Origin of the sequence: Pedobacter hiemivivus, from assembly GCF_004331685.1 — a bacterium.
In the GTDB taxonomy this organism is placed as follows: Bacteria; Bacteroidota; Bacteroidia; order Sphingobacteriales; family Sphingobacteriaceae; genus Pedobacter; species Pedobacter hiemivivus.
Map to the genome: position 1 here is coordinate 112541 of NZ_SJSM01000010.1, position 23917 is coordinate 136457.

Below are 23917 nucleotides of genomic sequence, written 5' to 3' on the forward strand. Positions count from 1 at the left end.
TTTTTGTGAAGAAAAAATTACCTTCTCTGAAAAGGCCTCAGGCGCTTTTGCCCTTCGCAAAAGATGCCAGCCTTAGAAGAGAACGGTTATTTTTTAAATTAATTCGACACTTCTGCTTACAAAAGCAGTCAATTCCGCTCCGGTTAACATTCCTTGTGCAAGTAAAGCTAAATCTATTGCCTGTTTAGCCAATAAACCTTGTTCTGCTTCATTATCAGTTGCAATGATCTTTCCAATTAACTTGTGGTTACCATTGATGGCTACTTTATAGCTGTCTGGCATATTGCCATAAAAGCCCATTCCGCCGCCCATTGCTGCCATATCTTTCATACGACGCATAAACTCATCCATAGTCACAGTTACCGGCAACTCTTCAGGGTTTAAGCCCACAATCTCTACATTATATCCTGGTTTAGTTATCGCTTTTTCAAAGATTTCTTTAACCTTGTTAGACTGATCTTCTGACAATACCGACTCTACGTTCTCATCTTTATCAATCAGCTTGCTTGCTACACTTGAATCTACGCGTTTTAACGACGTTTTCTCTAGCTTCTGCTCTAACTGACTGATGAAGTGATTATCTATCGGAGAATTCATCAATAATACGTCGTAATCCTTTTTATTGGCCGATTGGATAAAGCTATCCTGTTTCGCCGGATCATTAGCGTAAATGTAAACTACTTGTCCGTTTTTGTCGGTCTGTAGGTCTTTTACCTTATTGTGGTATTCTTCTAATGTGTAATGTTCTTCTTTAGTATTGGTTAACAAAGCGAAGTCTTTTGCTTTGTCGTAGAATTTCTCTTCGCTCACCATGCCATATTTTACAAACAGGCCAATGTCACTCCACTTATCTTCGTAACCTTTACGATCTTTATTGTACAGTTCCTGCAATTTATCCGCTACTTTTTTAGTGATGTAGCTGTTGATCTTTTTAACGTTACTATCAGCTTGTAAGAAACTTCTAGAAACATTCAATGGAATGTCCGGTGAATCAATTACACCATGTAGCAACATCAAGAACTCAGGAACGATGTCTTTTACCTCATCAGTAATGAATACCTGACGCGAGAATAATTTGATTTTGTTGCGTTGCATATCAAAATCATTCTTCACTTTAGGGAAGTATAATACACCCGTTAAGTTGAAAGGATAATCTACATTTAAATGGATCCAGAATAATGGATCTTCTGAGAAAGGATACAATTGCTTATAAAATGCAAGGTAATCCTCGTCTGACAAATCTGCAGGTGCTTTTGTCCAGATTGGATTAGTTGTATTGATGATGTTATCTACCTCAACACTCTTAGTTTTAGGCTTTCCTTCTTCATCTTCACCATCCGGTTCTTGCTCTGTTTTAGTACCAAACTTAATTGGAACAGGTAAGAACTTACCATATTTATCCAGAATTTCTTCCAGCTTATTTTTGCTTAAAAATTCTTCTGATTCTGCATTTACATGTAATATGATCTCTGTACCTCTAGTAGTTTTATTACCAGCGGTAATTTCATACTCGGTACTACCATCACATACCCAACGTGCAGGCTCTGCGCCATCCTGATAAGAAAGTGTTTGGATCTCTACCAAATCAGCAACCATAAATGCAGAATAGAACCCTAACCCGAATTTACCGATGATTTCGTTAGCATCTTTGGCATCTTTAAACTTCTCAACAAACTCGCTGGCACCCGAGAATGCAACTTGATTGATGTATTTTTTTATCTCTTCGGCAGTCATACCTAAACCATTATCTGTAATGGTAATGGTCTTTTTCTCTTCATCTACTGCAACCTCTACTAATGGGTTACCTAGTTCTCCACTGTATTGTCCAAGAGCCGCTAAACGTTTAATTTTTTGTACCGCATCAACGGCATTTGATACAAGCTCTCTTAAAAAGATCTCGTTATCTGAATACAGGAATTTCTTGATAATTGGGAAAATGTTCTCCGTGTGAATGGATATGCTTCCTTTTTCTTCTATGCTCATATGTAAACTCATTTTTAAGTACATAACACACCTATCAATGGTTATTCCAAACTAACTATGTTGTCAAATTGACAGTAAACTCGCTTTATAAAAAACCATCAATATGAACTATTTATAAAAACATATATATATTAGTACAAATCAAAATTAACGACTAATGAATTCTTCTAAATTAAAAGCTATGCAAATTATACTTGGTGCATTTTGCTTCGCTATAATCAGTTTTGCAATGGTAACCCTCTTATTAAATAAAGAAACCATGCACTTTAACCTGTCGATAGCTTCGGATCGTTCGGGTCTGTATCCACTATTTCCATTAATTGGACTGGGACTTATTGTCTTTGGAAGGTCCATGTTTAATAAACTGCTGGGCAAATTACCCGAAGGGGCTAATGCTGATGAAAAAATTGCAGGCTATCAAGCAGCTTTTATTGTCCGTTCTGCTTTTCTAGAAGGGGCCTCGCTCATGAACATCGTAGGCTTCCTAATTTCGGCAAATGCCATATTTCTAGTAGTCCCGGCAATTGCTATTGTCTTATTAATCCTTACCCGGCCAAGCAGACAAGGTGTAATAGATACTTTAAACTTGAGTTATCCAGACACAGAAAAATTATAATATCATGAACACCGGTCTATATGAAAAACTATTTGAGGAAGGCTGTATCCGACAGGAAACCTTAAATAATATCCGCGAGAAAAAACGGAATCAGCTATTCTCTTTACATTGGGAATTGAAATCTTTACTCTATCTAGGCGTAATGTTATTGAGTACCGGTCTAGGTATTTTGATCTATAAAAATATAGATACCATCGGTCATCAGATTATTCTGGCCTTCATTGCTGCGATATGCATCGGTTGTTTCTACTATTGTTACCGTCGAAAAAAGCCCTTTAACAAAGAAAAGGTAAATTCTCCTGATTCCCTTTTCGACTACCTATTGCTATTAGCGTGTCTCAGTTTCCTTATTTTTGTTGGCTATCTGCAGTTTCAATACAGCGTATTTGGGACCAATTATGGTCTCGCCACTTTTATACCCATGTTGGTGCTATTTTATGTAGCATACGACTTTGACCACCTGGGGATCCTGTCTATGGCCATCACCAATTTAGGCGTTTGGCTGGGCATCTCTGTAAATCCTATGACGCTGGTATCTGACATTGCGGAAAGTAATGGTAGACCATTTATTTTAACCGGGCTATTTCTTGGCCTATTTTTGGTCCTTGTTGCTTTTCTTTCGGAACGTTTCCATATCAAAAAGCATTTTCATTTTACTTATCTTCATTTTGGCACACACGTGACCTTCATTGCCCTTTTATTCGGCTATTTCTATGATTTCGAGCAGGAAATTTCTATCCTATGGATCATTTTACTCCTTGCCTTTACCTGGTACATTTATAACAATGCTATCCGACATAAATCTTTCTATTTTTTGCTTTTATGCACGATTTATTCGTACATCGCCATCTCCGCATTGGTCATTCACTTCCTGGTAAAAGGGAACGATCTCGGTGCAATTTACCTTGGCTTCTTTTATTTCATTGTTTCAGCCATCGGATTTATAAAAGTGTTAATTCACCTAAATAAAAAAGTAAAATCGTTATGATCATCTACAATAAAGAGTGGCTTAATAGCCTTAGCATTCAGGATGAAGCCGCGATTGCATTTGCACAGGGAAATATTGATACCGAGGAACATAATAATATAAAGGAAAAGTATCCAGTTGGCTTTTACAGTCCCAATATCTTTATGAGAGCAGGGATATTTTTGCTAACACTGATTATCCTTAGTTTTAGCATCGGGCTTTTAAGTTTAGTGCTATCCGATTTTAAGATCATCGATTCTTTCTATTATCTTCTTTTCCTTGGTGTGGTAACTTATGTTGCTTTAGAGTTTATGGTAATTGAAAAACGTCATTACCAGTCGGGCGCAGATGATGCATTGATGTGGGTGTCAGGCGGACTACTCCTCTTCTCCTTCATCTTTATGATGGATAATATTTTTCTTTCAAAAAATTCCGGACAAGCGGAACTTTTTATCTCTGGTTTTATCTTTTTGCTTTCTGCCTATTTTATGGCCCGATTTGCAGATACTCTAATCGCCATCACCTGCATACTTTCATTGGCCGCATTCGTTTTTTATGGATGGCTGGAGATCGGATTTTATGCCCTTCAAACATTGCCATTTCTAATGATGATACTCTCCGGGGCAATATATTATGTAGCCAATCTGCTGCAACAACGTCAACAATACCCTTTCTACAAGAACTGCATCAGTGCCGTTAAAATGATTAGTCTGCTACTCTTGTATTTATCCGGAAACTACTTTGTTGTTCGCGAACTTGGGAGCAATCTGAGCGATGATGCATTAAAAGAAGGCCAATCTATTCCTTTTGCCTGGTTCTTTTGGTCATGGACTTTTATCATCCCATTGTTATATATTGGCTTCGGACTGAAGAAAAAAGATACGGTTTTACTCCGCGGAGGATTTATATTGGTAGCCATTGCCGCTTTTACCTTTAGAAATTATTATCATATTCTGCCAACTGAACTGGTACTTGTACTGGCAGGTATCGCTTTAATTGGGATTGCCTGGTTTACAATGAAGTATCTAAAAAGCCCTAGAAACGGCTTTACAGCTGCAGAAATAGCGGATGGGCATATCTTAGATAAGATTCAAGTCGAATCGCTTATTGTTGGGGAAACCCTTTCCAGTCAGCCGGTTGGTGCAGATGCTCACCGTATGGGCGGTGGAAATTTTGGCGGCGGAGGCTCCAGCGGTAGTTTCTAACGCCTATCGCTTTTCGTTAATCTTACGTACCTTTGCCCCTTTATGGAATACAACGTTCATACTTTGCCAAATGGCATCCGCTTACTTCATGTACCTTCTGCATCGGCAATATCTCATGCTTGCATCATCATAAACAGTGGTTCTAGGGATGAGGCGGAAGAAAAATCTGGCCTTGCCCATTTTATTGAGCACCTGGTATTTAAGCGCACAGAAAAGCGTAACACGAATCAGATCCTGAACAGGCTGGAAAGTGTGGGTGCCGACTTAAATGCGTATACGACCAAAGAATATACCTGCATTCATGCTTCCTTTCTTAATCCTTATCTAGATAGGACTCTGGAGCTATTTAATGATATTGTTTTTCATTCTACCTTCCCGGATGATGAGATGGAAAAAGAAAAGAGTGTCATCCTTGACGAGATTTCATCTTACCTCGATCAGCCCGAGGAAGCGATATGTGATGATTTTGAAGATCAGCTTTGGGCGGGACATCCACTGGGAAGAAATATACTGGGGACTACCGAAAGCGTAACTAAGCTGGATAAAAAAGATATTCTACAGTTCATTAAAGACAACTATCACACAGATAAAATAGTGGTTGCTGTACTGGGAAACTACACCTTAAACAAAGTTGTAAAGGTTGGATCAAAGCACTATTCAGATATCCCAGCCAACCTACATGTTTTATCTAGAATTCCTCCCGCAAAGAATCTTGTAACGTCTCAATCCTTTCAAAAACCTATTCAACAGGCACATGCCATGATGGGTACCCAAGCCTATTCCTTACACCATCCTTATAAAACAGGTCTTTTATTGTTAAACAACCTGATTGGTGGAACAGGAATGAGCTCTATTTTGAACTTACAAATACGCGAAAAATACGGCATTGCCTATACCATTGAAACTGGATACAGCCCGCTTAGTGACACCGGTATTTTTACCTTGTATTTTGGTACAGATAAAGAGAAGGTAAGCAGGGCATGGTCGCTAATTCTTAAGGAATTTAAAAAGATCAAGGATCATCCTCTGACCGAAGTTCAGCTCCAAAAGGCGAAAAATAAGTTTATTGGTCAAATAGCGCTGGGCGAAGAAAACAGGATCGGCCTGATTGTAGCAATGGCAAAAAGCTTGATTGATTATGACAAAATCGATGATCTTGAGACTGTATTTAAGAAGATTCAGGCGGTTAGCACCAGTGATATGGCCAATATTGCCAACGAAATATTAGATGAAAGTAATCTTACATCGCTAACCTTTTATCCTTTAGGGTAATATTTGTACTTTTGTACCATGAAATTTCCCATTATAGCTTACGGAGATCCGGTTCTTAAAAAAGTGTGCGCACCAATTGATGAGAATTATCCGGATCTAAAACAATTAATCAGCAACATGTTCGAAACCATGTACCACGCGCATGGCGTTGGGCTGGCCGCTCCACAGGTGGGTTTGCCGATACGCTTATTCATCGTAGATACCGGGGCTGATGAGAATGATAAAAACAAGTTTAAAAAGGTTTTCATCAATGCCGAAATCATCGAAGAAAGCGGTGAGCCATGGGCTTTTAATGAAGGTTGCTTAAGTATCCCTGACGTTAGAGAAGATGTAATGCGTAAGCCTAACGTCCGTATCAAATACTTCGATGAGAACTGGGTACAACACGAGGAAGAAGTTACTGGAATGCCTGCACGTGTGATCCAACACGAATACGATCACATTGAAGGAAAGCTATTTACAGACACTTTAAGTTTATTGCGTAAAAGAATGCTGAAAAGTAAATTGGATGCGATTTCTAAAGGAAATATAAAGGCTGACTATAAGATGCGTTTTCCAAATCAGAGCAAAAAGCGCTAGTTGCTTTCGCTTCTAACCTTATCTCCTTTAAAGATAGATTGCATCAACTTACCCCATGCAAATGGGTTTAATAACGGATTGGTTTGAACCATGTTCTTGTTTAAAGCACGATCATGGTTTAACCGGTTGTTGATACTTTGAATTTCACCCCCGTCTCTTGGAAGGGTCATCATTAATCCCCCAAGGCTCTCAGAAGAAAGATTTCGAGCCGCAATGGCATAATCATCATCCGCGATCTTCATGGACATAAAATCCCTTGTAAAGTCTTCTACAGTTGCCCATGGGTAAACTCTTACGGTTGGTAGATTTACAATTTCTGCCTTCATTTTAACCATGGCAGTGTATTTACTGTCATTAATTTGCGAAGGAATAGCCAACAGTAAGTCTTTATAACCAACTGCGCTGTATAATATCGTGTCTCCTGGATGTGCTATAAAAGAGAAATAGCCTTTATAATTTGCGGCATAGCGTTGTTCCTTATTGGTTAAATTGGTAACCGTTACATAAGGAACAACAGTATTGCTATCCACATCGGTAATAATTCCGGCGAATTGAATCAATTGTTTCTCCTTAGTAATTTGCTGTGCAAATACAGAAGAAACAAAAAGAGACAACATGATGGTTAGCAAATACTTCATATTACAAAAATAGCTGTTATAAATAAAACGGCTAGTTAAATTGTGTTAAATCATTTAAACCGACTCTGTCAGGTTTATTGCTTCAACTGCGGTAATTTGAGGAACAGCTTTCATAATTGCTTGCTCAATCCCTGCTTTCATAGTCATCACACTCATTTTGCACGATCCGCAGTTACCCAATAATTTCAATCTAACTACATTTTTCGCCGTAATCTCCTCGATAGCAACATCTCCACCATCAGCAATTAAATATGGGCGGATAGTTTCTAATGCTTCCTCTACTTTTTCTGTTAAATTCATTTTGGTATATTAAAATATAAAAATAGTAATTTTTTTCCTCATTTAGCATCATTATTCAGCAACCAGAGGAGAGGCTGCTACGGTTTGCGCATTATTAATAGCAATTTGTTGTGCAACCCGACCCGCAATTTCAGCAAAAGACACTGCTATTTTGTTGTCTTTGTCTAAAGCCACTGGCCTACCACTATCACCGCCAGCAGTAATGCTTTGTACAATCGGAATCTCTCCCAGAAATGGTACCGCAAACGATTTTGCCAATTCCTTACCACCGTCTTTTCCAAAAATATAATATTTATTGTCTGGCAGCTCTTCTGGCGTAAAATAAGCCATGTTTTCTATCACTCCCAATACAGGAATGTTAATGCTCGGCATTTTAAACATCGCCAATCCTTTACGTGTATCAGCCAAAGCCACCTGCTGAGGGGTCGTCACAATCACAGCTCCTGCAATAGGAAAGCTTTGCGTAATGGTAATGTGAATATCGCCTGTTCCCGGGGGTAGATCCACAATCAGGTAATCCAGCTCGCCCCAGTCGGCATCGTTAAATAGTTGCTTTACTGCATTAGATGCCATTGGTCCACGCCATGGTACTGGCTGATCTGGATCTGCAAAGAAGCCTAGAGAAAGGAGTTTTATACCATACTTCTCTATCGGCATGATTAAAGTTTTGCCATCTTCAGTTTCTCTTGCAGATGGTTTTGCACCTACAAGGTCAAACATAATCGGCACAGATGGTCCATAAATATCGGCATCTATAAGACCCACCTTCGCACCATCAGCAGCAAGGGTAATCGCCAGGTTACTGGCCACTGTAGATTTACCAACTCCACCTTTACCCGAAGAAACCAAAATAATATTTCGGATTGCTTTTAGCTGTGTGGTATCCATCGGCTTGGTTACTCTAGAAGTAATATTAATCTCTACCTCTGCTTCCTGACTCACGAAGTGCTTAACGGCATTTAAACATGCATTTTTAAGCATATCCTTCATGGGACAAGCAGGGGTGGTCAACTCTAAGGTGAAACTTACCTGTTTATCTACTATTTTTAGGTCTTTGATCATGTTCAGCGTAACCAAATCTTTCTTAAGATCTGGATCCTCAACATTTCTCAAAGCGGCTAGAACTTGTTCTGGGCTAATCATCATTATTCAAAATTAACAAAAGACGGCCACAATTAATTTTAAATGCCCCTTTTTATTGTAATTTTAACACGAAATAAACATTTGAGTTTAACGTTTAGCAATAAAATCTATTTCATAGCATGCATCTTCCAAAAATTAACATCCCTAAAAAGTACATAAAGACCGGAGCGTGGGTATTGGGGATTTTTCTTCTTTTGCTCATCATTGGGGGTGTTATTGCCTATACCAAAAGAGAGGCCCTTTTAACAAAAATGATGGCAAAGGCCATTACAAAGGCCGAAAATGATTATGGACTTGATGTTAAAATTGCTGAATATGGATTTAATGGACTGAGTACGGTTCATATGAAAAACATCTCGGTAGTCCCCAAAGACCGAGACACCCTGACCACCATAAACGACATGACCATTGGCGTTAAGCTTTTTCCATTGATTTTTGGTGACGTTAAACTATCCGAAATTAATTTAAACGTAGGCAAGCTAAATGTAGTTTTCAGAGACTCTTTAAGCAATCTGGACTTCATCCTGAAAAGAAAGAAGAAAGACAGCACAGAAAATAAAACGAAAACAGGTCTCGCCGATCTTGCTCATAACCTGCTAAATCAGGTTTTATATAAGATCCCTGACAATATGAAAATCACAGATTTTCTATTGAATGTAAACGATAACGATACTGCAAAGCTTAGTTTTTTGACGACGAAAGCCACGATTGACGATGGTGACTTAAACTCAACGATTTTAGTAAATGGCACTGAGTCTACCTGGCACATTAACGGAACGGTAAAACCCGGAAAGAAACAATTGGACATCATGTTGTTTGCAGACAATAAAAAGGTAGAATTGCCTTATCTGGATCGTAAGTTACGTGCTAAATTGAGCTTTGATACGGTAAGAACGGAAATGAAAAATGCCGAATTTAGTGGTGATGATTTCAAAATATCAGGCTCCTGGTCGATAAAAAACTTACTGATCAACCATCCTAAAATCGCAGCAAACGACATCGTCGTTTCAAATGCGAAGATTGATGCTGATATGCTTATTGGAAAGAATTTTGTTGCATTAGACAGCTCTTCAACCGTTTTTCTTCAAAAAGCAACTCTTCACCCCTATTTAAAATACACTTTATCGCCCAACAAAATTTATGAGGTAAAACTTCGTGCACCGGAACAGGATGCACAAGAAATTTTAACGGCTTTTCCGCAAGGGTTGTTTGAGTCTCTTGATGGAATGCAGGTAACTGGGAAGATCCGTTATGACCTTGATTTTTACCTTGACAGTTCGCTTCCGGACAGTGTAAAATTCAATTCCTCGCTGACACCTACTAATTTTAAGATCCTTAAATGGGGAAAAACGGATCTTCAAAAGATCAATGGAGACTTTGTTTACACGCCATACGAGCGTGGGAAACCTATGCGTGATATTTTAATCGGCCCCGCTAACCCGAATTACACACCATTATCAGAGGTATCCAGCAACTTTAAAAATGCTATTCTGACCTCTGAAGACCCTTCTTTCTTTACCCATAAGGGCTTTGTACAGGAATCTATCCGTAAATCTATTGCGGTCAATTTTAAGGCAAAGAAATTTGTTAGGGGTGGAAGCACCATTTCCATGCAATTGGTGAAAAACGTCTTCTTGAGCAGACAAAAAACACTGTCCCGAAAAGCAGAAGAAATTCTTATTGTTTGGTTGATTGAAAACAACCGCCTGGTGAGCAAAAATCGGATGCTAGAGGTTTATTTTAACATCATAGAAATGGGCCAGAATATATATGGGATTGGAGAAGCAACCAGGTATTATTTTGGCAAAAAACCTTCTGATCTGAACATTGGAGAAGGAATTTTTCTGGCCAACATCGTACCCAGGCCTAAAATAGCCTTATATAAATTCAAAGATGATGGCGGGCTTAAAGACTACCTTTATCCTTACTTTAAGTTTATTGGAAAGATTATGGCAGGAAGAGGCCTAACAGCAACAGACAGCAGCGGATACGGCTTTTACAATGTCCGCCTGCGCGAAGGATTGAGAAAGTACTTGCTTCCTGATTCTACAAAAATAGATACGAATGCATTTGACAATGATGATCCGCTACCGACTATCGAAACTCATGATGCACCAAAAAGCTTATTTGACCGGATATTTGGCAAACAGAAAAAAGACACTACTGCAGTAAAAACAGACACGACCAAAACAAGAAAAGAATTGAGGCAGGAACGTCGCGAACAACGGAAAAAAGAAAAAGAACAGGAGAAGGCAAAACAGCTGTAAGTAATATGAACAATATTGAAATAGAGGATAGAACCTTTGAAATTCTTTTAGAGAACCACACCATCAGCAAACGGACCCGTTTAATCGGTATACAAATCAATGTTGACTACGAAAAAAGATGTCCCGTATTTATTGGTGTATTAAATGGTAGCTTTTTATTTATGGCCGATCTGCTGAAGGAGGTCGAGATTCCTTGTGAAATTGGCTTCATTAGAGTTTCCTCCTATGAAGGTGCCGAAAGCAGTGGAAGCATAAAAGAAGCATTTGGGCTACCAGACAACCTGCACAATCGAGACATCATCATTGTGGAAGATATTGTAGATAGCGGCCTTACACTCAATTACGTCATTAACGAGATCCAGAAGCAAGTCCCTGCATCAGTTAAAGTGTGCAGCCTTTTATTCAAACCTGCAGCCTTAAAAGTGCCAATAAAAGAGCTTGAATACGTAGGTTTTGAAATCGCAAATGAGTTTGTGGTGGGTTATGGTTTAGACTATGTCGGGCTTGGCCGAAACCTAAAAGATATCTACAGAGAGAAAACTGTTCTCTCTCCCTTACCTTAAATGTAATTTTTTTTTCACAATTTTGTGAAAACATACATCTTAATATCAATCTATATCAATGACCATACACAAAGAAGGTTACACCACCATTGCATTATCTGTCCTTTTCATATTTATTTTGAATGCTGTCGTTTCTTATAAATTTGATGACGTAACCTGGTTGAGGTGGCTAATCTACATTTTCTCGTTTTCTCTTTTCGTTATTGTTTTACAGTTTTTTAGAAACCCATCCCGCACATTTACTAGCGGAGAAAACCTGGTGATCTGCCCTGCAGATGGAAAAGTTGTTGTAATAGAAGAAACTGAAGAAGGCGAATATTTTAAAGACAAAAGATTACAGGTATCTATATTTATGTCGCCTGTAAACGTACACATCAACAGAAATCCTATCTCTGGTGTTGTTAAATTTTTCAAATACCACCCAGGCAAGTATTTAGCAGCATGGAACCCTAAATCGTCTACAGAAAACGAGAGGACTACAGTAGTTGTAGAGCATAAAAATGGTACACCTGTATTGTTCAGACAAATTGCAGGAGCACTTGCGAGAAGAATCGTTTGGTATGTAAAAGAAGGTGATAAAGTTGAGCAGTCTAAAGAGTTTGGGTTTATAAAATTCGGCTCGAGGGTTGACATATTCCTACCTATTGGCACCAAAGTAAATCTGGAGTTAAATCAGGTTGTAAAAGGCGGAATTACTGTACTAGCCGAGCTTGCATAAGCAACCATAAAAATTATCAATAACACAAAAGGCCTGGAAATGCTCCGGGCCTTTTTGTTTGTATCTAGTTATATTTTATTTAGGGGTATCTCCTATTGATCTTTGCGTAGGATAGGCGAAGTCAGAGCGGTACTGCTTAACGATCTCCATCAGCTTAAAGTTGACCTCTTCCTTAACTTTCAAGTATTTGCTGTGATCCATATTATTTACAAGATAAACCACTTGTATATGTAACGCGAAATCGCCAAAATTATCAAATGTAGCATAACCATCCTTCGTGTCGGGATGTGCCGTTAGAAAGTCTCCAATGGCCTTTATGATCAATTTAATATCGGCTGCATCTGTTTCATAAGTTATCCCGATAAAGAAATTTACTCTACGGTAGTTTCTCAAGGTTACATTTTCAAGCACACCGTCAATCATCGCCCTGTTAGGGATAACAATTGTTGTTTTATCAGGACTAATCAACCAGGTACTTCTAAAGCCGACCTTATCTATCGTTCCTTCGATACCATCTACTTTAACCACATCACCAACCGTGAAAGGTTTATCCAGAAATATAGTGAAGGATCCAATTAGGTTCTCCAGACTTTCTTTTGCAGCTAATGCGATCGCAATACCGCCAATTCCCAAACCGGTAATCAGGGTAAGAACATTGATCTCGAAAACAAAACCAAGCAGGACAAAGAAACCTAAAAAACAAATCAAGGTCTTGGTCAGCTCTTTTAAGAATGGCACCAATTGATCGTCCGTCCTATTATTGGTTATTGCCGCTCTATGCTTCAATACAAACGCGATAAAATCAATAATCCTTAAGATGATCCAGAAAATAGACAGGATGATCAGGAATAGAAATACCTTATCCAGGCAATCACCAATCGTAACTTCTATTTTTGTTTTAGATCTGTGCCACAATACCGTATCGAGCGGATGGGTTAAATGATTGACAGCAAGATAAATCGTACAAAAAGAAATAAATGACTCTATCGGTTTTAGCAGAAGCGCGGCAAAAGTATCTCCATTAACCTCTGCTGCAAACTTTTCAAATATTTTAAAAAGACCATGGCTAATTAACTTGGAAACCAATCTTTTAAACAGTAGTCCAAGTAAAATAATCCCCACAAAAAAACAGTATTGCTTAACTGTATTTCCCCAGAAAATCTGTTCAAAAAATTGATTGTCCATCATAATTATACCAATTGTTTTAATGCAATTTCAAATGCTGTTTTAGATAACTGTGTGCGCTCCGGCGACTCCTCATGGATCGCTTTCATTGCTTTATAAATCACTTGTGATGCGTCAGTAAAGATCGCATCATCGCTCATCTCTACGTTTCTTTGCATCAAATAAGCAAAAACTCTGGCCATACCACAGTTTGAAATAAAATCAGGAATTACAGCGCAGTTGTCATCAACATGCTCCATGATGCTTCCAAAGAAAATCTCTTTATCTGCAAAAGGAACGTTTGCACCACATGCAATTACTTCTAAGCCACCAGCGATCAACTGATCCACCTCATCTTGTTTCACGAGTCTTGATGCTGCCGCAGGAACAAAGATCTCTGCACCCACATTCCAGATTTGCTTACTGGCCTCTTCAAAAGAGATCAGATCAGGAGAAACCAATGTATTTCCAACTCTGTTATTAAACAAAGCTATGATCTCCTCTTTTGTAAAACCGTCCTTATTGATTAATCCGCCAACACGGTCAATAATACCGACAATTTTTACACCATTTTGTGCCAGATAATATCCTGCCGCTGCCGCAACATTACCCCAGCCTTGAATTACCGCACTTTTACCTGCTAATTCTCCGCCCCAAATGCTATAAAAATGCGCAATCGATTCTGCTACACCGTAGCCAGTAATCATGTCTGCAACTTTATATTTCCTTTTGATATCTGGCGTGTAGTTTAAATCTTCCAGCACTTTGGATACACCATAGCGCAATTGACCAATCTGATGAATACGCTCATTTTCTCTGGCCTGGTAATGTCCATTGATTACACCCTCTTGTGGGTGCCATAAGCCATAATTCTCCGTAATTGGAATTACTTCGTGGATCTCATCAATATTTAAGTCTCCACCAGTACCATAATAGCTCTTCAGCAAAGGCATTACGGCTTTATACCAGCGTTCTAATACTTCTTTCTTTCTTGGATCAGCAGGATCAAAGTTTATCCCTGATTTAGCGCCACCTATAGGCGGGCCTGATACGGTAAACTTTACCTCCATTGTTTTGGCTAAGGATTCAACTTCTCTTTTGTCTAATCCCTTACGCATCCTTGTACCACCACCGGCGGCACCACCACGAAGTGAATTAATGACCACCCAGCCCTCAGCTTCAGATTCTTTATCCTTCCATTCAAAAACAATCTCCGGTCGCTTCTCTTCGAATTTTTTTAACAGTTCTTTCATTATTATATTAAGTTAGTTGGCGCAAAGATATACAAACAAAAAAACCTCACCGATATGATCGGTGAGGTTAATATATTTTTTTTTAAAAGAGTTAGACTCTTTTAGATTTGATACGAGCTGCTTTACCAGTCAATTCGCGCAGATAGAATAATTTCGCTCTACGAACTTTACCGTGGCTATTCACTTCAATTTTAGCGATATTAGGAGAGTTGATCGGGAATATACGTTCCACACCTACGCCATTAGACATTTTACGAACGGTAAACGTTTCGTTTGCGCCAACGCTATTACGTTGTAACACTACGCCTTGGTAAATTTGAATACGTTCTTTATTACCTTCGCGAATTTTATAGTGAACACTCACTGTATCTCCTGATTTGAATGCAGGAAACTCATTTTTTGCGATTACCTGCTCTTCAACAAATTTTACTAAATCCATGATTTTAAGCTATTAAGCCGACTTTTTGTTGTTTAAAATCGGACTGCAATATTAGGAATTTTATTTTAAAAATAAAAGCCTTTTTTGTTTTTTTCCACATTCTTTAACATTTCCACAAAAATAGCGCGCCACACAACCTGCTGATCATCACTATAAAATGGCGTTATTTTTTTATCAATCCTGCTTTATCATATCGTACGCGGCTATAAATTACAAAAACTCAATGAACGTTCCTTATAGCACAACTTCAGCAAATCAATTCTTAACAAAAAAATAAAATAACTAATTTTTCTTCTTTTTATAGATCAAGGATTTTAAGTCTGGTCCTTTGATCACCGAATTTTCCAAACCTCCTCGCTTCATTTTAAAAAGAATCTCCATCTTCCTCACCATTGTATAAGGGATATCGGTCACTGCATCCACTTTAATATTGCGGTAATTATGAAAGGTATTTAATGAAATCTCCAATTCTTGAGGAATAATCTTTCTGGCTGCTGAATATTCAATAACGTTTAACCCATATAAATATTCATTAATCTTATACTTGTACATGTTTAATAAAAATAAGTTAGCGGATAGATAAAAATTACTTGCCTAAGCTCTCGCGTAGCATAAGCTCCTTTAATGGCTTACAACGCGTCTCTTTATTGATCAGCTCACCCATCCTCATTTCAAATAGCTTCTCGATCATTACAACCTTCTCATATGGAATATCCTGCCTGTCATTCGATAAAATATTCCGGTAATTGTGAAATGTGTTCAAAGATATCCCTAAAACCCTGGGAAGAATCTTTATGGCTTCCCTATATTGAGGTACTGGTAACCGTAACAAAAAATCATTGATCTTGTATTTTCTTGCTCTATTCATGGGGCGTATATTTAGTTAGTATTAAGTTGATTTGTGTTTGCACGTTAAAAACAACGGCAAATACATAGTTTTTTAGCGCGAACTTACTCAAAAAATCACCAACACCCCACAATAAAACATTTTATTTTTTGCACAATACAGAATTTATTACGCTCAAGCATAAAAAAGAGCACAACAAAGCCCCGCCGCATAAAAACACAGCAAAAGAAAATCTAAGAAATCACATTAATCTTCCAAAAGATCGGGCCTACGCGTTTGCGTACGGATCAGCGCCTGGTCATGTCGCCATTCATTGATCTTTGCCTCGTGCCCACTCAGCAGAACATCAGGAACCTTATGGCCTCTCCAGTCCGCAGGTCTCGTATAAACAGGCGCATCAAGCAACTCGCCCTGAAAACTATCAGACAATGCTGAAGTCTCATCATTCAAAACCCCTGGAATCAACCGTACAATAGCATCAACCAGCACCGCTGCCGGCAGTTCTCCTCCAGAAAGCACATAATCCCCAATCGATATCTCGCGCGTCACAAACAGGTCTCTGATACGCTGATCTATGCCCTTATAATGCCCGCATAAAATCATGATATTTCCCTTTCCAGAAAGCTCGTTCGCAATCGTCTGGTTAAACGTTACCCCATCAGGACTCATAAAGATAACCTCATCGTAATCACGTTCGGCCTTAAGCCCCTCAATGCAGCGAGCAAAGGGCTCAATAGACATCACCATGCCACTACCACCACCGTAAGGATAATCGTCTACACTCTTTTGTTTATTAGTTGCATAATCTCTTAAATTATGAACCATAATCTCAGCAATGCCTTTTTTTTGTGCGCGCTGAAGAATAGAATGAGCAAAAGGACTGACCAATAAATCAGGTAAAACGGATATAATGTCGAAACGCATCTTGTAAAGTTAAATTAATTTGACAGATAAATATCCAATAAACCCTCTGGTAAATCCACCAATAAGGTTTCTTCCTCTTCATCAATTTCAACAATCATATCCTCATTTAAAGGGAACATAATCTCAGTTCCTTTATATAAAACTGTTGCTACAAACTGTTGTGGATATTCATTTACTTCAAGAATTTCTCCAAGCTCTCCCTGCGTCTCATCCGAAACGGTAAAGCCTTTAAGGTCAAAATAATGAAATTCCTCGTCAGAGCGATCTGGCATTTTAGTCAATGGCAAATAGATTTTCTTCCTCACCAAAGCTTGAGCCTTATCTATATGATCGACATCGTCGAAATAGAAATTGCCCGTATTATTTGTTTGCAATTTACAGGATGACACAAAAAACGGAACCATTTTACCATTTATCTCTGCAAAAACCACATCCAGGTCTAACAATCCCGGCTCATCATATTCAAAAAACAATTGAACTTCACCCTTTAATCCCTTAGTCTTGGTAATATACCCTATGTAAAACGCTTCTTCTTGTGTCATATCTACTTAAAATAAAAATAGCGAAGAATTCATTTTCATGAAATTTCTTCGCTATCCATTAGCATAAAAAAATGATTATGCTTCTTCTTCTTTGCTTTCTTCAGCAGCAGGAGTTGCCTCTTCAGTAGCTGGAGCTTCTTCAGTAGCAACAGGAGCCTCATCAGCAGCAGCAGTTTCTTCAACAGCTACTTCTTCTTCAGCAACAACTTCTTCTACAACTGGTGCATTTTTAATTGCAAGAGCAGCAGCACGATCAGCATTTTTCTTGCTTTCAGCAGCTAAAGCAGCTTTTCTAACTTCATCCTTAGATTTAGTTAAGCCGTCTTTTTTGCCTTCAATACGTCCGTCTTTTGCAGCTAACCACTCAGCGAATTTAACTTCAGCTTGTTCAGCAGTTAATGCTCCTTTTTTAACACCACCTTCTAAGTGTTTTTTGTACAAAACACCTTTGTAAGAAAGGATAGCACGACAAGTATCCGTAGGTTCAGCACCTTTGTTTACCCAGTCTAAAGTTTTATCGAAATTAAGGTCGATAGTAGCAGGATTGGTGTTTGGGTTGTAAGAACCTAAACGCTCAATAAATTTACCATCTCTTGGTGAACGGGAATCCGCTACCACTACGTGGAAAAAAGGTTTCCCTTTTTTACCGAATCTTTGCAATCTGATTTTAGTTGCCATTTCTTCTTTTTGTTTATGTATTCAACATAGTTCCCGGAGCTTCGTGCTTGCGGGGATGCAAAAGTAAGTAAAATACTAATGATTAACAAGATGCAATAATTTTAAATTCAATTAACAGAACTATTCCGTGATTTAAAGATATTTGGGCAAAACAAAATCAAATGAGAATAGCCATTGACATGGATGAAGTGTTAGCTGATCCTTTAAGTAAATTCATCGAACTGTATAACCGAGACTATGATGTACCATTAGACCTCGTTCTTGAACCCGGCAACGAAATTTATCACCACGTTCCCGAACATGCCAACAACAAATGGTTCGACTACATCAATGAAAAGGGCTTTTTTAGAGATCTCCCTGTAATTGAAGGGAGTGTTGAGGCGGTCAGGAAACTACAAGAAAACCATGATGTTTACATTGTTTCTGCAGCTATGGAATTTAGAAATTCATTGGAAGACAAGCTGGATTGGCTGGCTGAGCATTTCCCTTTCATCAGCTGGAAAAATATCATTTTCTGTGGCGACAAAATTGTTAATGTCGATGTAATGATAGACGATCGCATTAAAAACTTCCAGGGTTTTAATGGCAGAAAGCTGTTGTTCTCCTCCCCACATAACCTATTGCTTACCGGTTACGAACGTGTTGATACCTGGCAACAGGTCCTAGATAAACTATTATAATAAAAAAGGGGTCGGTTAACCGACCCCTTTAAGTTACAATGACAATATCTCTACCAGCTTTAACCAGGCTGGACTCACTTCTTGTGCATCTATATGCTTTATCGCGTGATCAAAACGCGTAAATACCAGTTCTCTGTTTACTTGTCCAACCATCACTCCAGATTGGCCAGCCAAAACACCTTCGACTGCAGCAACACCAAAGCGGCTCGCCAAAACACGATCCATACAGCTTGGCTTTCCACCACGTTGAATATGTCCTAAGACAGAAATTCTGATGTCGTAGTTCGGGAACTTCTTCTTCAGAACCTCTCCCACATTAAATGCTCCACCCACTTCATCCCCTTCGGCTACCACTACAATTTTAGAAGCTTTATCCTTACGGCCACTTTCCAAACGTGTAATCAATCCTTCCACACCCATATTTGCTTCTGGGATAAGAATAGCCTCAGCACCTACGCCAATTCCACTTCTTAGCGCGATCAAGCCCGAATCTCTTCCCATCACCTCAACAATGAAAAGTCTATCGTGCGATTCAGCGGTATCCCTGATTTTATCTACAGCATTTACAACGGTATTGATCGCCGTATCGTAACCGATGGTAAAATCCGTTCCTTGTAAATCGTTATCTATTGTTCCAGGTAAGCCAACAACAGGAAAATCAAACTCACTTGTAAATAAGTTTGCCCCTGTAAATGTACCGTCTCCACCGATTACAATTAATGCATCTACATTATGCTTTAGCAGCTGCGCATGGGCTTGCTCTCGCCCTTCCATGGTACGAAAAGCATCACTGCGTGCTGTTTTTAAAATTGTCCCTCCTCGTTGAATAATATTCGCTACAGATTTTCTGTTCATCTCGATAAAATCTCCATGAACCAACCCTTCGTATCCCCTTAAAATTCCTGTAACCTGTAAATCATAATAAATTGCCGCTCTAACAACTGCCCTAATGGCAGCATTCATTCCAGGGGCATCGCCACCTGAAGTTAATACTCCAATATTTTTTATTTTATTCATTTAGTTTCTATGCCGATTAAACAATGGTACTACAAGGCTGTGAAAATAGCTATAATCTTTAAATGTTGTTTAAAAATTCTACTTCTTTAAAATTATACTGCTTTTCTACACCCTCCGACAGAATCACCAGCAAACCAGTATCGGTTACTGTTGTGATCATTCCCTCAAAGGTCGCCCCGTCTTGTCGAAATAGCGACTTTTGGTTAAATTTGTACAAACCATTAAGGTAGTTTTCCTGCAAATTATTAAGATTTCCAGATTTTAATTTCAGGTATTGCCGCTCTATATGGCTAGATATTTGCCCCAGGAGCTCAATTAAATTAACATCCCGTTGTAAAATTTTGCCCATCGAAGTTGCCCTGTTTAACAGCGCTGAATCAAAATCCAACTGATTTACATTGATTCCAACTCCAATAATACTTGCCTTATATTTTGTTCCAGACAGGATATTTTCTATCAAAATACCGCCTAATTTCTGATCACTATAATACAAATCATTTGGCCATTTTATTTTAAGAAAATCCCCCAGATAAGCCGAGAGCCCATCTCTAATACCTACGCTTACAGCCATATTCAGCAGAAACTGCTTGCTTATCGGCAAAAAAGAAGGACTTAAATAAAGACTAAAAGTAAGGTTCAATCCGGGTTCCGCATACCAGGTGTTGTTCTGTTGCCCCCGCCCCGCAAACTGCTTATCTGCCATAATAACAGTTCCTTCGGGTAATGGCTCGGAATTTGAGACCATAGCCTTTAAAAAGTTATTAGTAGAATCGACTTCGGGTAATCTAATCAAATTTTGACCAACAAATAATGTTGGAAAAGTGTTATTTTGCAAGTGTTGATTGTATATTTGTTATATCAAAATTAAAATATTTTAATGATAAAAAAGAAAATTGGAAACCTTTCTACATACCTCTCAGAGATAGCTGTACACGGCATCCAGGAAAAAAAAGGACACGACATAGTAAGGTTAGACTTAAGAGAATTGAACAGCTCTGTTTCTGATTACTTTATCATCTGCAACGCAGATTCTGCTACCCAGGTAAAAGCAATTGCCGATAGCGTAGAAGAAGAAATCTACAAAAACACGCAAACGAATCCATGGAGAAAAGAAGGCATGGATCATGCCGACTGGATCATTCTTGATTATTTTGACGTTGTAGTTCACATTTTTAAAACTGAAAAGCGCGAATTTTATGGAATTGAAGACCTTTGGGGAGATGCCCAGTCTACGTCCTATCAAAGCGCATAATCATTCACCCCACTTTTGATTTAACGATGAAAGAGAATCCGAATACGAAACCCAAGTTGATAAAGAGAGTCCCGAATATTCCAAAAAAACCTCAAAAAGGTTCAAAATTTAACATCTTTTGGGTATACGCTGCTATTATTTTAGGTCTGATTTTATTACAGTTCCTATTTAGTGGTGATACTGCAAAAACCATCCCTTACCGCACATTCGAAGCTCAAATGCTTGCACCTGGTGATGTAGATAAATTGATTGCCTATAAGCATGAAGATCTAGTTAAAGTTGAAGTATTCATTAAAAAGGACAAGTTAAAAGAAGCTAAATACAAGCCGTACATAGGTAAAAATAGTTTTGGCAATGCAGAGGGCCCTCTTGTTTACTTCAATGCCGGTTCTTTTGACCAGCTAAGTAAAGATCTGAAAGAATCTCAGAAAGATGTCGCTCCTGAGCAACAGATACAGCCCGATATACAAACCAGACAGAGTTCTTTTAACTCTTGGTTCTTAACTATCATCTTACCTGTTTTGTTATTTATCGGCTTCTGGATATTTATCATGCGCCGTATGGGCGGTGGTGCTGGTGGTGGTGGTGGACAGATCTTCAATATCGGAAAATCAAAAGCCACACTGTTTGATAAAGAAAGTCAGGTAAACGTTACGTTTAACGACGTAGCGGGCCTTGAAGAAGCCAAGCAAGAGGTAATGGAGATCGTCGATTTCCTTAAAAACCCTAAAAAATACACCAATTTAGGTGGTAAAATCCCTAAAGGAGCCCTATTAGTAGGTTCTCCTGGTACAGGTAAAACATTGTTAGCCAAAGCTGTTGCAGGCGAAGCGCAAGTGCCATTCTTCTCCCTTTCGGGCTCAGACTTCGTAGAGATGTTTGTTGGAGTTGGCGCCTCACGTGTTCGTGATTTGTTTAAGCAAGCTAAAGATAAAGCACCTTGTATCATCTTTATTGACGAGGTAGATGCAATCGGACGTGCGCGTGGCAAAAACAGCATGATGGGTGGTAATGATGAGCGTGAGAATACATTAAACCAATTATTGGTTGAAATGGATGGTTTTGGTACAGACTCTGGAATTATTATTCTTGCTGCAACCAACCGTCCTGACGTATTAGACTCGGCTTTATTGAGACCAGGACGTTTTGACAGACAAATATCTATTGATAAACCTGATTTAGTTGGCCGTGAGCAGATCTTTAAAGTTCACCTTAAGCCTATTAAAACCGCTGAAGTTGTAGACGCGAAAAAGCTTTCTGCACAAACTCCGGGATTTGCAGGTGCAGAAATCGCCAACGTTTGTAATGAGGCCGCATTAATCGCTGCACGTCGTAACAAAGACTTTGTTGACATGCAAGATTTCCAGGATGCTATTGACCGTGTGATTGGTGGTTTAGAGAAGAAAAACAAAATCATCTCTCCTGAAGAGAAACGAATTGTTGCTTATCATGAGGCTGGACACGCTATCGCAGGCTGGTTCCTTGAACACGCTGATCCATTGGTAAAAGTATCTATCGTTCCACGTGGCGTTGCTGCATTAGGTTATGCACAATACCTTCCTAAAGAACAGTTCTTGTACACTACGGAGCAACTAACTGACGGAATGTGTATGACTATGGGCGGACGTGTTGCAGAAGATATCGTTTTTGGTAAGATCTCAACTGGTGCACAAAACGATTTAGAGCGTATTACCAAACTGTCTTACGCCATGGTAACAATCTACGGAATGAACAGTACCATTGGTAACATCTCCTTCCACGATCCTCAAAACGAGTACAACTTTAACAAGCCATATTCTGAAAAAACTTCAGAAATGATTGATCATGAGGTTCGTTTATTGATTGCTGATGTATATACCAGAACTAAGGCATTACTTACGGATAAAAGAGATGGTTTAGAAAAACTAGCTCAAAAATTAATTGAAAAAGAGATCCTTTTCCAAGCTGATTTAGAAGAAATCTTAGGCAAACGTCCTTTTGACAACCGTACCACTTACGATGAATTTGTAAACGGTACAGGTGATCAGAAACCTGCTGCTAAAGGTTTATTGCATGATGGTGTTGGCGATAATGCAACACCGATCGCGCCAACTAATACAGAGTCTTAATCACAATATTTATGGGGCTGCCGTTTCTTTAATGGGACGGCAGCAAATCCATTTTTTATGCAAGAAAACATTTCTTCAAAAGAGCTCATGCTAAAAAAGATAAGAAAGGCCCTTCTGGAAAGAAGAGACAACCCTTATCCAAATTTAGAGGACACCCCTCTTTATACAGAGCAGGAAGACCACAGAGAATATCCTGAAATTTTATTTGCAGAGCAACTTACCGCTGTTTCCGGCAATTTCATTTACTGTGAAAATGGAATAGAATTTATTGAAAATATCCTTCAGCTGGCACAGAAATTTAACTGGAGAAAAATATACTGCTGGGAGCCGGAATTACAAGACCTGCTGGCTACCTATGAATTCCCCTTTTATCAGACCGATAAAGACTTTGAAATGGCTGAGGTAGGCATAACCCTATGCGAAGCCTTAATTGCCCGTAACGGCTCTGTAATGGTCTCTAATCAAAACGCTGCCGGTCGTAGACTGAGCATATTTCCTCACCACCATATTGTAATTGCGCGCAGCGGGCAAATGGTTATGGATTTAAAAGATGCATTTAAAATAATCAAGGATAAATACGGAAGTCAAATTCCATCAATGATTAGCACCATCACCGGACCTAGCAGAACAGCCGATATTGAGAAAACTTTAGTGCTCGGCGCTCATGGACCAAAAGAATTATTCGTATTTTTAGTCGACGATTTTTCTTAATCTAAATTATTTACTCTAATTTTATACTGTACACCAAAACAGTATACGGTT

General features: G+C 38.8%; 26 protein-coding genes. 12 read left to right on the forward strand and 14 right to left on the reverse strand.

Features of this window, described 5'->3' with window-relative positions:
- Window positions 1-93: 93 nt before the first annotated feature.
- Window positions 94-1983: a molecular chaperone HtpG gene (htpG, locus tag EZ444_RS16245; RefSeq protein WP_205945286.1), complete on the reverse strand. Its 1890-nt coding sequence runs from the start codon at window positions 1981-1983 to the stop codon at window positions 94-96.
- A 157-nt stretch (window positions 1984-2140) separates the two neighbouring features.
- Between htpG and EZ444_RS16250 the strand changes: the two genes are divergently transcribed.
- The 5 genes from EZ444_RS16250 to def are packed head-to-tail and all read left to right on the forward strand — an operon-like array spanning window position 2141 to window position 6622.
- Window positions 2141-2599 carry a hypothetical protein gene (locus EZ444_RS16250; RefSeq protein ID WP_131610202.1) on the forward strand — a complete coding sequence of 153 codons (459 nt, stop codon included), beginning with the start codon at window positions 2141-2143 and terminating at the stop codon, window positions 2597-2599.
- Window positions 2600-2603: 4 nt separating this feature from the next.
- Entirely contained in the window at window positions 2604-3587 is a 984-nt protein-coding gene (locus EZ444_RS16255) for a DUF2157 domain-containing protein (RefSeq protein WP_131610203.1), read from the forward strand.
- Window positions 3584-4771 (forward strand): hypothetical protein, encoded by a 1188-nt coding sequence (locus EZ444_RS16260; protein ID WP_131610204.1) that lies wholly within the window; start codon window positions 3584-3586, stop codon window positions 4769-4771. The genes EZ444_RS16255 and EZ444_RS16260 overlap by 4 nt, the downstream gene beginning before the upstream one ends.
- 42 nt (window positions 4772-4813) lie before the next feature.
- Entirely contained in the window at window positions 4814-6043 is a 1230-nt protein-coding gene (locus tag EZ444_RS16265) for a M16 family metallopeptidase (protein ID WP_131610205.1), read from the forward strand.
- An 18-nt stretch (window positions 6044-6061) separates the two neighbouring features.
- Window positions 6062-6622, forward strand: coding sequence for a peptide deformylase (gene def, locus EZ444_RS16270; RefSeq protein ID WP_131610206.1), 561 nt, complete (start codon window positions 6062-6064; stop codon window positions 6620-6622).
- Here def and EZ444_RS16275 read toward each other — a convergent pair.
- Genes EZ444_RS16275 through EZ444_RS16285 form a run of 3 tightly spaced genes read right to left on the reverse strand, consistent with a single transcriptional unit; the run spans window position 6619 to window position 8703 of the window.
- Window positions 6619-7260: a peptidase associated/transthyretin-like domain-containing protein gene (locus EZ444_RS16275; RefSeq protein ID WP_131610207.1), complete on the reverse strand. Its 642-nt coding sequence runs from the start codon at window positions 7258-7260 to the stop codon at window positions 6619-6621. The genes def and EZ444_RS16275 overlap by 4 nt on opposite strands.
- A 54-nt stretch (window positions 7261-7314) precedes the next feature.
- Window positions 7315-7560 (reverse strand): NifU family protein, encoded by a 246-nt coding sequence (locus tag EZ444_RS16280; RefSeq protein ID WP_131610208.1) that lies wholly within the window; start codon window positions 7558-7560, stop codon window positions 7315-7317.
- A 51-nt stretch (window positions 7561-7611) separates the two neighbouring features.
- Complete coding sequence (locus EZ444_RS16285; RefSeq protein ID WP_131610271.1) at window positions 7612-8703, reverse strand: Mrp/NBP35 family ATP-binding protein; 1092 nt, start codon at window positions 8701-8703, stop codon at window positions 7612-7614.
- Window positions 8704-8822: 119 nt separating this feature from the next.
- Between EZ444_RS16285 and EZ444_RS16290 the strand changes: the two genes are divergently transcribed.
- Genes EZ444_RS16290 through EZ444_RS16300 form a run of 3 tightly spaced genes read left to right on the forward strand, consistent with a single transcriptional unit; the run spans window position 8823 to window position 12251 of the window.
- Window positions 8823-10970, forward strand: a complete 2148-nt coding sequence (locus EZ444_RS16290; protein ID WP_131610209.1) for a transglycosylase domain-containing protein — start codon at window positions 8823-8825, stop codon at window positions 10968-10970.
- A gap of 5 nt (window positions 10971-10975) precedes the next feature.
- A complete protein-coding gene (hpt, locus tag EZ444_RS16295) occupies window positions 10976-11533 on the forward strand; it encodes a hypoxanthine phosphoribosyltransferase (protein ID WP_131610210.1) in 558 nt (185 codons plus the stop codon).
- 58 nt (window positions 11534-11591) lie between these two features.
- A complete protein-coding gene (locus tag EZ444_RS16300; protein WP_131610211.1) occupies window positions 11592-12251 on the forward strand; it encodes a phosphatidylserine decarboxylase family protein in 660 nt (219 codons plus the stop codon).
- A gap of 75 nt (window positions 12252-12326) precedes the next feature.
- Here EZ444_RS16300 and EZ444_RS16305 read toward each other — a convergent pair whose 3' ends face one another.
- The 8 genes from EZ444_RS16305 to EZ444_RS16340 form a co-directional block, all read right to left on the reverse strand.
- On the reverse strand, window positions 12327-13439 hold the full coding sequence (locus EZ444_RS16305) for a mechanosensitive ion channel family protein (protein WP_225874748.1): 1113 nt from the start codon (window positions 13437-13439) through the stop codon (window positions 12327-12329).
- Between the two features lie 2 nt (window positions 13440-13441).
- On the reverse strand, window positions 13442-14668 hold the full coding sequence (locus EZ444_RS16310) for a Glu/Leu/Phe/Val dehydrogenase dimerization domain-containing protein (protein WP_131610213.1): 1227 nt from the start codon (window positions 14666-14668) through the stop codon (window positions 13442-13444).
- A gap of 91 nt (window positions 14669-14759) precedes the next feature.
- Window positions 14760-15107 carry a 50S ribosomal protein L19 gene (rplS, locus tag EZ444_RS16315; protein ID WP_008241658.1) on the reverse strand — a complete coding sequence of 116 codons (348 nt, stop codon included), beginning with the start codon at window positions 15105-15107 and terminating at the stop codon, window positions 14760-14762.
- A gap of 282 nt (window positions 15108-15389) precedes the next feature.
- Window positions 15390-15659: a hypothetical protein gene (locus tag EZ444_RS16320; RefSeq protein WP_131610214.1), complete on the reverse strand. Its 270-nt coding sequence runs from the start codon at window positions 15657-15659 to the stop codon at window positions 15390-15392.
- A gap of 34 nt (window positions 15660-15693) precedes the next feature.
- Complete coding sequence (locus EZ444_RS16325) at window positions 15694-15975, reverse strand: hypothetical protein (protein ID WP_131610215.1); 282 nt, start codon at window positions 15973-15975, stop codon at window positions 15694-15696.
- A gap of 225 nt (window positions 15976-16200) precedes the next feature.
- Window positions 16201-16878, reverse strand: coding sequence for a tRNA (guanosine(37)-N1)-methyltransferase TrmD (gene trmD / locus EZ444_RS16330; protein WP_131610216.1), 678 nt, complete (start codon window positions 16876-16878; stop codon window positions 16201-16203).
- A 14-nt stretch (window positions 16879-16892) separates the two neighbouring features.
- Complete coding sequence (gene rimM / locus EZ444_RS16335) at window positions 16893-17420, reverse strand: ribosome maturation factor RimM (protein ID WP_131610217.1); 528 nt, start codon at window positions 17418-17420, stop codon at window positions 16893-16895.
- 75 nt (window positions 17421-17495) lie between these two features.
- Entirely contained in the window at window positions 17496-18098 is a 603-nt protein-coding gene (locus tag EZ444_RS16340; RefSeq protein ID WP_131610218.1) for a 30S ribosomal protein S16, read from the reverse strand.
- A 161-nt stretch (window positions 18099-18259) separates the two neighbouring features.
- On the opposite strand from EZ444_RS16340, the gene EZ444_RS16345 reads away from it, so the two are divergent.
- Window positions 18260-18778 (forward strand): 5' nucleotidase, NT5C type, encoded by a 519-nt coding sequence (locus EZ444_RS16345; protein ID WP_225874749.1) that lies wholly within the window; start codon window positions 18260-18262, stop codon window positions 18776-18778.
- Window positions 18779-18811: 33 nt separating this feature from the next.
- Here EZ444_RS16345 and pfkA read toward each other — a convergent pair whose 3' ends face one another.
- On the reverse strand, window positions 18812-19795 hold the full coding sequence (pfkA, locus tag EZ444_RS16350; RefSeq protein ID WP_131610219.1) for a 6-phosphofructokinase: 984 nt from the start codon (window positions 19793-19795) through the stop codon (window positions 18812-18814).
- Between the two features lie 58 nt (window positions 19796-19853).
- The gene (locus EZ444_RS16355; protein WP_131610220.1) at window positions 19854-20630 is read right to left on the reverse strand and encodes a biotin--[acetyl-CoA-carboxylase] ligase; all 777 of its coding nucleotides are present in this window, start codon (window positions 20628-20630) and stop codon (window positions 19854-19856) included.
- Between the two features lie 42 nt (window positions 20631-20672).
- On the opposite strand from EZ444_RS16355, the gene rsfS reads away from it, so the two are divergent.
- From rsfS to EZ444_RS16370, 3 genes are read left to right on the forward strand one after another with little or no spacing between them, the layout of a single operon-like run.
- Window positions 20673-21047 carry a ribosome silencing factor gene (gene rsfS / locus EZ444_RS16360; protein WP_131610221.1) on the forward strand — a complete coding sequence of 125 codons (375 nt, stop codon included), beginning with the start codon at window positions 20673-20675 and terminating at the stop codon, window positions 21045-21047.
- 26 nt (window positions 21048-21073) lie between these two features.
- The gene (gene ftsH, locus EZ444_RS16365) at window positions 21074-23155 is read left to right on the forward strand and encodes an ATP-dependent zinc metalloprotease FtsH (protein WP_131610222.1); all 2082 of its coding nucleotides are present in this window, start codon (window positions 21074-21076) and stop codon (window positions 23153-23155) included.
- Window positions 23156-23212: 57 nt separating this feature from the next.
- The gene (locus EZ444_RS16370; RefSeq protein WP_131610223.1) at window positions 23213-23866 is read left to right on the forward strand and encodes a LutC/YkgG family protein; all 654 of its coding nucleotides are present in this window, start codon (window positions 23213-23215) and stop codon (window positions 23864-23866) included.
- Window positions 23867-23917: the final 51 nt, after the last annotated feature.